General features: G+C 46.9%; 12 protein-coding genes and 1 riboswitch. Of the genes, 3 read left to right on the forward strand and 9 right to left on the reverse strand.

The window, feature by feature from the left end; translation table 11 throughout:
• Positions 1–10 precede the first annotated feature (10 nt).
• From GCU48_RS24685 to GCU48_RS24700, 4 genes are all read right to left on the reverse strand, one after another.
• The gene (locus tag GCU48_RS24685; RefSeq protein WP_152381787.1) at positions 11–517 is read right to left on the reverse strand and encodes a DUF4178 domain-containing protein; all 507 of its coding nucleotides are present in this window, start codon (positions 515–517) and stop codon (positions 11–13) included.
• 25 nt (positions 518–542) lie between these two features.
• On the reverse strand, positions 543–950 hold the full coding sequence (locus GCU48_RS24690) for a DUF350 domain-containing protein (protein WP_025719331.1): 408 nt from the start codon (positions 948–950) through the stop codon (positions 543–545).
• Positions 951–1,090: 140 nt separating this feature from the next.
• Positions 1,091–1,759, reverse strand: coding sequence for a PspA/IM30 family protein (locus GCU48_RS24695; protein ID WP_010348252.1), 669 nt, complete (start codon positions 1,757–1,759; stop codon positions 1,091–1,093).
• An 87-nt stretch (positions 1,760–1,846) separates the two neighbouring features.
• Entirely contained in the window at positions 1,847–2,869 is a 1,023-nt protein-coding gene (locus tag GCU48_RS24700) for an NADH:flavin oxidoreductase/NADH oxidase (RefSeq protein ID WP_152381788.1), read from the reverse strand.
• Positions 2,870–3,180: 311 nt separating this feature from the next.
• Between GCU48_RS24700 and GCU48_RS24705 the strand changes: the two genes are divergently transcribed.
• The gene (locus tag GCU48_RS24705; RefSeq protein ID WP_152381789.1) at positions 3,181–3,987 is read left to right on the forward strand and encodes a polysaccharide deacetylase family protein; all 807 of its coding nucleotides are present in this window, start codon (positions 3,181–3,183) and stop codon (positions 3,985–3,987) included.
• A 172-nt stretch (positions 3,988–4,159) separates the two neighbouring features.
• Here the strand turns inward: GCU48_RS24705 and GCU48_RS24710 are convergent, their stop codons facing one another.
• The 3 genes from GCU48_RS24710 to GCU48_RS24720 form a co-directional block, all read right to left on the reverse strand.
• Positions 4,160–4,828 (reverse strand): 3D domain-containing protein, encoded by a 669-nt coding sequence (locus GCU48_RS24710; protein WP_152381790.1) that lies wholly within the window; start codon positions 4,826–4,828, stop codon positions 4,160–4,162.
• 7 nt (positions 4,829–4,835) lie between these two features.
• Positions 4,836–5,007: riboswitch (cyclic di-AMP (ydaO/yuaA leader) on the reverse strand.
• Positions 5,008–5,274: 267 nt separating this feature from the next.
• Complete coding sequence (locus tag GCU48_RS24715; protein WP_152381791.1) at positions 5,275–5,997, reverse strand: amino acid ABC transporter ATP-binding protein; 723 nt, start codon at positions 5,995–5,997, stop codon at positions 5,275–5,277.
• Positions 5,984–7,447 carry an ABC transporter substrate-binding protein/permease gene (locus GCU48_RS24720; protein WP_152381792.1) on the reverse strand — a complete coding sequence of 488 codons (1,464 nt, stop codon included), beginning with the start codon at positions 7,445–7,447 and terminating at the stop codon, positions 5,984–5,986. Before GCU48_RS24720 ends, GCU48_RS24715 begins: the two co-directional genes overlap by 14 nt.
• A gap of 148 nt (positions 7,448–7,595) precedes the next feature.
• Between GCU48_RS24720 and GCU48_RS24725 the strand changes: the two genes are divergently transcribed.
• Positions 7,596–8,777 (forward strand): M20 family metallopeptidase, encoded by a 1,182-nt coding sequence (locus GCU48_RS24725; protein WP_152381793.1) that lies wholly within the window; start codon positions 7,596–7,598, stop codon positions 8,775–8,777.
• A gap of 35 nt (positions 8,778–8,812) precedes the next feature.
• Positions 8,813–9,877: a glycine-rich domain-containing protein gene (locus GCU48_RS24730; RefSeq protein ID WP_152381794.1), complete on the forward strand. Its 1,065-nt coding sequence runs from the start codon at positions 8,813–8,815 to the stop codon at positions 9,875–9,877.
• A gap of 65 nt (positions 9,878–9,942) precedes the next feature.
• Here GCU48_RS24730 and glgA read toward each other — a convergent pair whose 3' ends face one another.
• Positions 9,943–11,385 (reverse strand): glycogen synthase GlgA, encoded by a 1,443-nt coding sequence (gene glgA / locus GCU48_RS24735; protein WP_152381795.1) that lies wholly within the window; start codon positions 11,383–11,385, stop codon positions 9,943–9,945.
• 21 nt (positions 11,386–11,406) lie between these two features.
• Positions 11,407–13,329, reverse strand: a complete 1,923-nt coding sequence (gene glgB / locus GCU48_RS24740) for a 1,4-alpha-glucan branching protein GlgB (RefSeq protein ID WP_152381796.1) — start codon at positions 13,327–13,329, stop codon at positions 11,407–11,409.
• Positions 13,330–13,384: the final 55 nt, after the last annotated feature.

A 13,384-nucleotide genomic window follows, 5' to 3' on the forward strand; every position in this document is an offset into this window, starting at 1 on the left:
TAACCCTCTCCTAGCTTGCCCGAATAACCTTGACGTCTCCAGTAATCACTTCTTCACCTTCATAAAGCATAAAGCGACCATCCTGCCACTCTACCCGCAACAGATGATAGTCATCCGACTGGTATTGCCAAACATGCTGTTCTCCACCCTGTCGAAAAGGCGCACGCCCCATAACCGTAACATGCCCAAAATATTGCTCCTCCAAATGATACGTTGTATCATCTAATTCCAAAATAGTCGGCACTTCCTCCGGGTTGTCCAGCCGGCCATCGATCGCCTGATATAGTCCAAATTGGAGTGTTTCCCGTTCCTCAATATGAAGATAGCTGACTTGATTACCATCCTGCAGCGTCAAAACAACGGCATTTCGGGCACGATTATGTACTCGGCCCACCACTTCATAGGTGACAAGCGACACTTCACAGATATCACCCGGATTTAACTGAAGCATACTCTTCTCCGCTTTTGGCGGCTCAGGCTTGGCAAATAGATTTGAAATTCGTTTCCATACACCCATGATAACTTTCCCTGCCTTTCCTAGCCTAGAAGCATGCTGTAATAATCAAGGCGCCAACCAGATGCAGCGTCCCTGAAAACAGCCCGAAACCAATTTTGCCTTCCTGTGTGCCTTTATCCAGATCAAACTGCGCCCAGTACCGCAACAACAGACGTACGATAATTTCCAAAATAAACAGGATGACAAAGGCGATTACAGAGTACACAAGCGCCTCTAGCAAATTGTTAGCTGTAGCGATGGAACCTGACAAAATATACCCCTGTGCAATCAGCTTCATAATCAATCGTACCGTTACTGCCATATTACCGGCTTTCACTTCGGCAAAATCCTTATATTTTGTAAATAAAGAGTCGACATACATCAATACGAACAGCAAAACGGCGCCCGCGCCAGTCCATACAAGCATCGCTTTCATCGTTTCTAAAAAATGCATTTCATCCCATCCTCCACATCTTCTTGACTTTCATTTATATTGATTTTTGATTTATGCCTCGCCTCAGGCAGGGAAAAGCGAAGGAGAAAAGGTTTCTCCTTCGCTTCTAACAATTACGCTGATGGCAATGCTCACACTTCTTATTTATTTTCGTATTGCTTCAACAAAGCAGCAAGCTCGTCGTCCACGGCGCTCTTCTTATCCAGCTCCTTGAACTCCTCATCCAGGGACTTTTCCTTGGAGGACATTTCGTTGCTCGCTTCAGCACGTGCTTCCGCCTGCAGCATTTTTTCTTCCATACGCTTCAACCCGGCAGTTGCCGTATCTGAGCTAAAACCGTTCATTGCTTTGTTAATTTCAGTTTGCGCTTTAGCTGCGTTATAACGGGCAACCAGTGTCTCGCGCTTGTTCTTCATTTCTGTCAGCTGTCTGCGCATTTCATCCAGCTTGCCGCGCAGGTTATCGGCGGCGGCTTTGTTCTGCTCGTAACCAGCCTTGAACTCGTTCATTTTTTGCTCGGCAGATTTCTTTTCTTCCAACGCGCGACGGGCCAGATCCACATTTTGTGCTTTCGCTGCGGTATGAGCCTGCTCTTCACGTTTTTTTACCAAGGCTGCTTGCTCTTCGTATTGCTGCTTGAATCTCTTTTCAATAGCAATTTGAGCGGCTACCGCTTTCTCTGCATCTTCCAGATCCTCTTGCATATCACGAATGTATTGATCGGTCATTTTGACTGGATCTTCTGCCTTGTCGATAATAGCGTTAATATTGGACATCGTAAGATCTCTTAATCGTTTGAAAATAGACATGTGAAGTTCCTCCTAGAGTTGAATGCTTAAATTTTAAGCTCTGTACACATGTTTACGCAAGGTTTGCAATGACGGTTTCAAAAAAATCTAAAAACCGCGCAGGTAAGGCTCCGGAATATCTGCCTGTACTTTCAACTCCCTTGATGCATGCAGTGCCCAATAGGGATCACGCAGCATGGCACGGCCTATGGCTACCAAATCCGCTTCTTTCTGCCGAACAACCCGGCTGGCATCCTCATAATCATCCAGTAAGCCGACAGCAATTACGGGCACATTGAGCTTTTCCCGGATGTGATGAGCCAAATCCACCTGATAGCCAGCACGCGCAGACGGACCTCCGCCCGAACCAATCGGCCCCTCGCCACCAGAAGAAATATGAAAAATATCTACACCTGCATCACGATAGCGTTCCCCTATGCCTGATATGTATTCCACATCATAACCGTCCTCGACATATTCTTTGGCAGATATCCGCATGATCATAGGCATATCAGCAGGAATAACCTCTTTAACAGCACATACAACCTCCACACCGAACAAAGACAAATCCTGCCCATACTCATCTTCTCTGGTATTGGTTAAAGGGGAATGAAATTGATGGATCAGGTAGCCGTGAGCGCCATGAATCTCTATCGTGTCAAAGCCGGCTTCTACTGCGCGACGTGCACCTTCTTTGTAAGCTTGAACCAGTTCCCTGGCTTCAACTGTCGTCAAGGCATGCGGCACTTTAAAGCGTTCACTAAAGGGAATCGAGGACGGAGCCACAGGCTGCTCAGCATCCTCTGCCTTACGACCAGCATGGCCCAATTGAATTCCAATTTTGGCACCGTATTTGTGAGCTTCCTCCACAATTTTACGATATACAGGAATATGATCGTCACTCCAAATGCCCAAATCACGATCCGTAATGCGACCATCCGGATGAACCGCTGTCATTTCCACAATAATGAGTCCCGTACCCCCTACCGCTCGGCTAACGTAATGGACATGATGCCAATCCGTCGGCTTCCCGTCCTTGGCCTCCACACTGTATTGGCACATCGGGGGCATTACAATTCGATTTTTTAAGGCCAGCCCCTTTAACTGATAAGGAGTAAACAAGTCGGTCACTTTTATCCATCCTTCCTTCAATTCCATGTCTGTACAATTATGCGTTGCATCCCCATTATACACCAGTTGTCACGGTATACCGAATCCGTTATCGGGCTAAAACCTGCGAAAATACATTGTTTTCTGTCTGGTTTAAGCAAATATGTACGTTTAGAACGTCAACTTCATTCATATCCGTTTGACCGTATACTAGCATCCCATTGCATTATGAGCATGCTCCGATCAGCGGCATAATTTTAATAGGGCAGGTACATAATAGCTGAGAGCACCACTAGGTACCACGTACCACTGGACGGAAAGGGGGAATACATATGCCGTACAGAGGAGTGTTACCCAGTATGGCACTGTTACTAGCTTTTTCGAGTTTTCCTGTTCACGCGGATGCGCCTTCCATCACCGGAGCGCCCCATCCCAAGGAAGCGGCTGTTACTTCTTCTGTACATCAAAGTACAGAACAGACTGCTCCTACCTTAGGCATGCTGCGAAAAAAACATGCGGATATTTTTAAAATGTGCGGCCCGCATACCCGCCAAATTGCCTTAACCTTTGATGATGTACCCGATTCGAGGTATACACCGCAGGTTTTGGATGTTTTGCACGCGAACGGCATCAAAGCCACCTTTTTTATCGTAGGTCACCGCGCGGAGAAGCATCCGGGCATCATTCGACGTATTGTCCGTGAGGGTCATGCCATAGGGAACCATTCTTATACCCATCCGGATTTCAGGAAGGCTACACCAGAACGCTTTCGCAATCAGATTACGAAAACAGAACGCATTTTACAAGCCAGCGCCGGTTTTCGTCCGAAATTGATTCGACCGCCTTATGGCGAAATTACAGAGCCTCAAATCCAGTGGGCGCGTCGCCATGGCTACATGATTGTCAATTGGAATGTAGACTCCCTCGACTGGAAGGGACTAAGTAAAACGCAAATCCAGCGCAATGTGATTCCTGCTACCGGGCCCGGCTCCATAATTTTAATGCACGCAGGCGGAGGTCAAAGTTCCAACCTGCAAGGCACAGTCCGGGCCCTTCCGGGTCTAATTCAGTCCCTAAAGACCAAGGGCTACAAATTCGTTACAGTTCCCCGGCTGCTCCACACATCGGAACGAAAATAAAGGGGCGTTTAAAAGCTAATACCAAACTAGATTAACAGAAAAAAGCTGTCTTTCCAGCAGATGTGCTCTGCTCGTCAAGACAGCTTTTTTCTGTGCGGACCTGTTTTAAATTTTGGCCCATTTTATTAAAATGTATCATGCATGCATATGGTTTACATAATATATATTATGTTCATTTATCAATAACGTATAATTTCACATTTTGAAAGCCAAAGTCGTTCACAAATGATTTGTTGCCAGGAATAAAGATATCAATTCGCTTGCCTGTAATGGCACTTCCCTGATCGCGGGCAACGGCCACAAATGAATGATCCGGCAGGCCGGGGTGAGAATACCCTGTAACCAACACCTTCGTTCCCATCGGAATTACATTCGGGTCTACCGCAATCGTACCTAGCTTAAGCGGATTGCCATAGTAGTCTACCGCCCCCCACTTACCATTTTCATCAGCTGCGGCAGAATACGCTGTAGCTTTAACGTCAACTACTTTACTGTAATTAAATGTTTTGCCCCATGCTTCAATCGTTTGCCCCTCATTCGCAGGTGCTGTCCCCTTAAGAAGCTGTGGCTCCGAATCTGAAGCAGCCTTCACACTTGTTTCTCCAGGCACCTTAATTTGCAACCCTGCATATATGTTGCTAGGGGCAATATTCGGGTTCGCCTTCGTTAGCTCGTCTACCGATACTCCATAACGTTGAGCAAGCAAAAAGAAGGTATCGCCCTCTTTGGCAGTATGAAGCGAAGCGGCATCCGCTACCCCGGCTGTTTGTGCCAGTCCTGCAATAGCAGCAGCAAGCACCGCAAATTTCATGGCTTGTCCAATATGTTTCAGTTGTTTCAAAAGATATGTACCTCCTCTGTTATGCCTGCGAAGTTAGCTGTCGGATTCGGACTCAGAAGAAGCCCTATGCTTGCGCAATTCACCCCTAGGCAGCTTCCAATCTGATCGTCTTAAGACGAATCGGAATGACTGCCGTTGTTACGTCCCCCGCACTTCCATGGTTTTGGTCCAAGCATTCAGCGTAGATCTAAGCCTTATGCTGTCCCGGCAAGTTTTGGCTTATTGCATAATATCACAATTCTGTAACCTTATCTGCATGAAAATGTTGGGAACCTTGAATATCATACTATAATCATTACAATTTTGTCATCATGAAATCGCTATCTGTTACGAAAACATGGTGAAATAGTGACAAAAAAAGAAAGACCCTCCGGCCAGACATGAGACTTTGGTCAAGAACCCATGGACTATGGAGGGCTTACTTTATAACTTATACAATCAATTCGTTACAGTACTTTGGCAAGAAAATCTCGGGTACGGTCATGGCTTGGAGTACCAAAAACCTGTTCAGGTGTACCTTGCTCCACGATTTGGCCCTTATCCATAAAAATGATCCGATCCCCTACCTCACGTGCAAAACCCATTTCATGCGTGACGATCACCATTGTCATGCCTCTCTCAGCGAGCTTCTTCATTACATCCAGCACCTCTCCGACCATTTCAGGGTCCAAGGCAGAAGTCGGCTCATCGAACAGCATCACATGCGGCTGCATCGCCAAGGCGCGTGCAATCGCAATCCGTTGCTTTTGACCGCCGGATAACTGGTTCGGATAGGTATTCTTTTTATCCTCAAGCCCAACGGTACGCAAAAGCTCTAACGCAATTTTTTCAGCTTCTTTGCCTGACTGCCCTTTAACCTGTGTTGGTGCGAGTGTCAGGTTCTGTAGTACTGTTTTATGCGGGAACAAATTAAAATGCTGAAACACCATGCCCATTTTCTCACGAGTCGCATTAATATTATGACCACGAGCCGTTATCGGCTCGCCCTCAAACAAAATCTCCCCATTTGTCGGCTGCTCCAGCAGATTAATGCAACGCAAAAACGTGCTTTTCCCCGAACCACTGGGACCGATGATAACGACAACTTCCCCTTTGGCAATATCTATATCAATACCTGTTAAAATTTCATTCTTGCCGAACGATTTACGCAGTTGTTTAACGGTGATCACTGGCTCTCAACTTCCTTTCCCATAAACCCAGCAGCTTGGACAAGCTGAATGTCATTACAAAATAAATAGCAGCCGCGATGACGAACGGACTTAATCCTTCATAGGTAATGTTCTTAATAACCTGGGCCTGATACATAATATCCACCATACCAATGGTAGAAATAATGGATGATTCTTTAATAATGGTAATAAATTCATTACCTATTGCAGGTAAAATAGACTTAAAGGCTTGCGGTAAAATGACATGACGCATAGCCTTGCCTCGTCCCATACCCAATGAACGGGCAGCTTCCATCTGACCACGATCCACACCCTGGATACCTGCACGGAAAATTTCAGCCAGATATGCCGAGCTATTCAGTGACAATGTCAGTATTCCGGATTGAAGTGGTGTAAAATTGACGCCCAGCGTCAGAGCAACCCCGTAGTGGATGATCATGAGCTGCACCAGCATAGGTGTACCCCGCAGTACCTCTACGTAAGTCGTACCCAACCATTCAATAATACGTACACCGCTCATCCGCAGCAAGGATATAATCAAACCAATGATAAATCCGAACAGTACTCCGAGTGCAGACAGCAACAGCGTGTAGCCGATACCCGTGACGTATAAGCTGCGGAATTTCCAAAATATATCAAAAACATTGTGGGAAGAAACCTGACGATCGGCAGACAATGCACTAGCCTCCGTCGAAAACTTCTCAATGGAGCCGTCTGCTTTCAAACGGGCCAGCGTTTTATTTACAGAGGCTAGCAGTTCCGTATTCCCCTTGCGAATACCTACGGCTGTCTCTGCCCCCTTATCCTCAGGCACCGCCTTGGCGAGAGTTACAGTGCCGTCCAGTGTGTATCCTTTAGCAACTGTATCTTCAATCACGACAGCGTTGATACGCTGTGTCCGAAGCTGAAGCACCAGGTCGGATATTTTATCCAGCGAAGTTACAGTCGCATTGGGCACTCTTTGAGCAATTTCTTCCTGGATACTGCCCTTTTGCGCGCCGAGCTTCTCGCCTTTCAGAGTAGCCATTGTCGGATATTTGTCCTTATCCTCCGGACGTACCATAATGACTTGCTTGGAGTGATAATACACATCTGAAAAATCAATGCTCTTTCTGCGTTCATCCGTTGGTGTCATACCGGACAGTACCAAGTCTACGCGACCACTTTGCAGAGCAGGCAGCAAAGAGTCAAAACTCATGTCCTCAGGGACCATCTCCGCACCCAAATCCTTGGCGATTTCCTTGGCGATATCCACGTCAAATCCCACAATGGTATCCTTGCCGTTAACGACTTTATGAAACTCATACGGCGGAAAGTCGGCACTCATGCCCACTACAAGTTTTTTCTGTGGCTTTGCTTCCGTTCCGTATGCGGTGAGCATGGGAAGACCAGCCAACAGCAAGATAACCGCCGTCATAACCAGGGCGGTAAAACGATATAGCTTTTTCAATCTTTTTTTCTCTCCTTAAATTCTTTATAATAAATAAGATTGTGTCATTATAAATGAATATGCATGATTATGCAATGAATGTTATATTACAATTTCAGCATACCTTACGCAGTACCTACATTACAGCCTATATAAAGGGGTTTTTTACATGGATTTTAAACAGAGCATTCAGCAAACTATTGAGCAGCATGCCGGGCGCTTTAAGGACATTTCGTTATATATTGGCGCGAATCCTGAGCTTGGTAACGAGGAATTTCTGGCCGCTGCCCGTTTAAAAGAAGAACTCGCCTATCACGGATTTGAGGTTCAGGCCCCTGTGCTGGGTATAGAAACAGCCTTTATTGCGACTTATAAAGCAGCAAAGCCCGGACCGGTCGTCGCTTTTCTGGCGGAATATGACGCCCTTAAAGGCCTCGGACACGCCTGCGGACACCATTTGATCTGTATGATGAGTACCGGAGCTGCCGTTGGACTCAAATCGGTCATTGATGAGATTGGCGGGGAAGTACGGGTATATGGTACACCTGCCGAAGAAACAAGCGGGGCAAAGGTTCCGATGGCGGCTGCCGGATTACTTGATGATTGCGATATAGCGCTTATGACACATCCTTATGACCACTATGAGAAATCAGGCAAATCGCTGGCCATGGACGCTGTACAGTTCGAATTTTTTGGTCAATCTGCTCACGCGGCCGCCAGTCCGCATGAAGGTATCAATGCTCTGGACGCTGTAATTCAAACGTTCAACGGCATCAATGCGTTTCGCCAACAGGTGAAAAGTACAGTGCGTATCCATGGCATTATTAATCATGGTGGGCAGGCAGCCAACATCATTCCTGATTACGCCTCTGCTCAGTTTTATGTGCGGGCCGCTACACGTCAAGAACTGGACCCGCTGACTCGCCGAGTTATTCAAATTGCCGAAGGAGCGGCTCTACAAGCCGGATGTCGCCTCGAGACCTCCAATTATGAGACTTCTTATGACGAAATGGTGACTAACCGAGCGCTTTCCGATACCTTTACTGCCAATTTAATCGCAGCCGGCATTGCGCAGAAGGACATAACGGAAGGCGAAGATCACGGCTCCATGGATATTGGAAATGTGTCGCTGCATTGTCCTGCCATTCATCCCTACATTCAAGTTATTGACGAGAAGCACGCCTTGCATACGCCTGAATTCCGCGATTTGGCGATGCAGGACCGGGCTATGGAAGGAATGCTGCTGGCGGCGAGAACCTTGGCATGGACTGCCTGTGATGTCATCACAAATCCTGAATTGCTGGCACAAATTAAAGAAGAATTCGCTCTGCTGAAAAACAGAGTTTCTTAATTTAATCCGCTTTCTTTCCAGAAAGGAGCAGTCATATGGATCCAATGAGCAGCTTTTGGGTGTTGTTTTTTGTCATTATTCTTATTTTTTGGATTTTATTTGGTGCTAAAAATCGAAAAAAACGGGGTAACCGAAAAGTGCGCCGGCGGAATGCATTTTTCCGCAGCGCCCCTTCTCCTTCGTCCCTTTCAGATGAGCGTTATCGAGAGATTACGGAGCTGAAACAGCTATTGGAACGCTCCATTCCAGTCTCTTATGCTCATAGCGTTAGGCGACGTATGATGGAAGCCCACCCTGAGCTGACGGAGCAAGAATATGATTGGCGCTGGAATGAGCTCCAGCGATATTTTATGCTGTGCGCGATTATGAATCGAGTGCCGATGTTTAGTCATGATGTGGATGAACTATGGCATGAAATGCTGATGTTTACTCGCGAATACCAGCAATTCTCAGAGGCCTTTTTTGGTCGTATGCTCCATCATGCACCCCATTCCGGGGGCTCACAGCCTATGCCAGAAGAGCGGGCATGGTTTGACTGGTTGTACGTGGAATGTTTTGGCTGGAACCGCTATAGTGCCAGCTTATGGGGAACTTTTTTTAATCATCCGTTACCAAGCGACGAGCTCTCACACTATTACAAAATGACAGCTTCAGCGCAGCCAGCAGGTGACCGCTGGAATACTCAGTCAAATACGAGCATTTCACAGCAGGCACAGCATGCGGTTCACCAGATTGTGGAGCAGCTGCGTGAGCGAGTGAATACAGCTGTAGATGATCCTGAAGGCAAGCAGCTGCCCAGGGTCAACTATTTGCAAATAGATACCCTGTTGCTGGCTGCCATATGGTATTCCTGGTATCAACCTGAGCAGTTTGCCCTCCACATGCACCCGGATGCTACAGGCAGTGCTGCATTAGCCAGCTCATCCGGATGCAGCTCGGCAAGCGGCTGTTCGAACTGGGATACGAACCTCTCGCACCACCATTCCTCTCATGAAAGCTCTCATGATGGAGGCTCTTCTCCCCATCATTCAGGAGATTCCGGCAGCCATTCTTCATGCAGCAGCGGTTCCTCATGCGGAAGCAGCTGCGGAGGCGACTGATCATAAAAAAGGACATTCCTCAGCCATCGTTGGCTAAAGGAATGCCCTTTTTTAGTCAAATCCAATCAATCGGACTTTGTTAACGAACGGTAAATATCCATATACGCTTCGGCTGACACATCCCAGCTATACTCTCCTGCAAAAGCCGTCTGTGTAAGTTTGGACCAATGCTCAGGTTGGCGATAAAAATCAACAGCACGACGAATCGTATGCAGCATGTCATGCGCGTTATAGTTCGTAAAACTAAAGCCGTTTCCTTCCCCTGTGGATTCATTGTAAGCCTGCACGGTATCGTTCAGCCCACCTGTTTCACGCACAATGGGTATACTTCCATAACGAAGTGCCAGCAATTGGCTGATTCCGCAAGGCTCAAATCTCGATGGCATCAAGTACATATCGCTTGCAGCATATATTTTTCGTGACAAAGGTTCACTGAAAGTGAGCTGCGCTGACATTTTCAGAGGATAGCGCCCCGCCGCTTCCCGGAACCAGTGTTCAAAAGCAGGATCTCCTGTACCCAGCACGACAAATTGAATATCATCATAAGATAAGAGCTCGTCAAGCACTCTGGTTACCAGGTCGAGTCCCTTCATGTCGACAAGCCGGGTTACCATGGCCATTAAAGGTACGTCCGCCCGGATCGGTAACCCCAGCTCCTTCTGCAGGCCTATTTTGTTTTCCCTCTTCTTTGCCAAACTGGTACGGTACTGCGTATAAATACGATTGTCCGTGGCAGGATTATAGCTTGTGGTATCAATTCCATTCACAATCCCTGACAAGCGTCCCTGCTCTCCCAGCTTACGAAGCAGACCCTCTAACCCGTATCCGTAAAATTCTGTCTGAATCTCCTTTGCATAGGTTGGGCTCACGGTTGTGACATGATCCGAGTAAGTAAGTCCCCCCTTCATAAAATTCAATCTGCCATAATACTCCACACCCTCGGGGGTAAAATAGCTCCCATCCAGGTTAAGCAGATCTGTTAAGACCTCATATGGAAAATCCCCTTGATACAGCAGATTATGTATCGTAAACACCGTGCGAATTTCACTGTAAAAGGGCAAATGGCCATAATCGGCATTTAAAAGTAATGGTACCATTGCTGTATGCCAGTCATGACAATGCAGAATATCCGGGCGAAAATCCAGATCAGGCAGTGTTTCCAATATGGCCCGGTTAAAAAAGGAGAAGCGTTCGCCATCATCCATATAGCCGTAAATGCCTTCACGACCGAAGTAATATTCGTTATCTATAAAATAGACCTTGATTTCATCCAATGTCAGTTCCTCTACTCCACAATATTGGTCACGCCACCCTACGGCTACGTGCTTTACCGTTACCGGGCGCAAAGAACGCTTATACGTATCAGGAATCCCCGCATATTTAGGTAAAATGATTCGGACGTCACCCCCCGCCTGACGAAGTGCCTTCGGCAATGCGCCAATGACGTCAGCCAACCCACCTGTTTTTATAAATGGATGTGCTTCTGCTGCCGCAAACAAAATATTCATATGAGCTTCCTCCCTATGTGGTTAATCTGCTTTTTTAGGCCTCCGGGGCGCCTTCTTGAGTATAACAATACTTAGCGGTGGAATAGTCACCTCCAAACTGTAAAGCTGTCCATGGCAAGGAATTTTTGCGGTCCGTATTACTCCGAAGTTCAACTGCCCACTCCCACCAAAGTCCTTATGATCGCTGTTCAGCATCTCAATATAGCTTCCTGCCTTTTGCAGTCCAATTCGATAATTTTCTCTCTGCACCGGCTGAAAATTGATAAGGACAACCAGTGTATCTCCCGGCTTTTTCCCTTTACGTAAATACGTAATTACGCTCTGTCCACGGTCTTCCGCCTCAATCCACTGATAGCCGTCCCACGAATGATCCAGCTCCCATAATGCCCTTTCCTGCATATACAAATGATTCAGCGCTTTCGTATAGGCATGCACAGACCGGTGACTGTCATAATCAAGCAAAAACCAATCGAGCTGTTCCTCATCCTTCCATTCAATAAATTGGCCAAATTCCCCGCCCATAAATAAGAGCTTCTTACCCGGTGAGGTCATTTGGTAGCCAAGAAGCGCGCGTAGCCCGGCAAATTTTTGTTCATAAGTACCTGGCATTTTATCAAGCAGTGACTTTTTACCATGGACGACCTCATCATGCGACAACGGCAGTGTAAAATTTTCGCTATATGCATAGGCTATGGGGAACGTCAGTAAATTATGGCGCTCCGGTCGATGGTCGAAATCCGTTTGAACATAATCGAGCGTATCATTCATCCAGCCCATGTTCCATTTATAATTAAAACCGAGCCCCCCATCGCTTACCGGGGAGGTCACCATTGGCCAGGCACTGGACTCTTCTGCCATCATGAGCGCATAGGGATAATAGCGGAATACGGTCTCATTCAGTTGTTGAAGGAAAGCGATGGCTTCCTCATTTTCGACGCCTCCTTTGGAGTTCATACGATATTGCCCATCCTGCTTTTCAAAATCCAGACGTAACATACTCGTCACCGCATCCACGCGCAGGCCGTCAATATGGTACACCTCCATCCAGAACAGCGCATTGGAGATCAAAAAAGAACGCACTTCCGGCTTGCTATAATCAAACGTCAATGTTCCCCAGCCAGGTTTCTCTGCTATTAGCGGGTCCGCATATTCAAACAGGGGTGACCCGTCAAATAATCTCAATCCATGGGCATCCTTGGCAAAATGAGCCGGAACCCAATCCATGAGCACTCCAATTCCCGCCTGATGACAACGATCCACCAAATACATAAAATCGTGCGGTTCACCGTAACGGCTTGTCAGTGCAAAGTAGCCGGTGAGCTGATACCCCCAAGAAAGGTCATATGGATGCTCGCTCAGCGGCATCAGCTCAATATGCGTATACCCCATATCGGTCACATAAGGCACAAGAAGCTCAGCCATTTCCCTGTATGTATAAAACGTACCGTCTTCTTTTTGCCTCCAAGTACCCAGATGAACCTCATATATATGAAGAGGTTTTCCATAAGGTGCTCTGCGTTTTCGGCGCCAAACCGCGTCATTCCATTCATATCCATCCAATGAAGCAACCACAGAAGCAGTTGCTGGTCTTACCTCAGCACGAATCGCATAAGGATCTGCTTTCAGAAAACGTTCACCGTTTGCACCCGTAATATCGTATTTGTAAAAAGTTCCTTGGGATATCCCCGGAAAAAAACGACTCCAAAAACCGGATTTGGGAACCCTATATAAGGAATCCTGTTCCCCATTCCAGTTGTTACGATCTGTAGCAAGCCCGACATGGAGAGCATGAGGAGCCCAGACCGTAAAACGGACGCCCTGTTCTCCGTTCTCCACAGTAAGGTGGGAACCCAAAGATCGGTAGCTGAAGTATAGCGTTCCTTCATGAAACAAATAAATATCTTCCGGTGATACAGCCTGCTGCGGAAGAATTTGCTCTGTCATCACGTCACCACCCTTATATGTTTGTATCATACGAAATGTATGATTCGAAAAATGC

It is taken from the genome of Paenibacillus brasilensis (assembly GCF_009363115.1).
GTDB lineage: Bacteria > Bacillota > Bacilli > Paenibacillales > Paenibacillaceae > Paenibacillus > Paenibacillus brasilensis.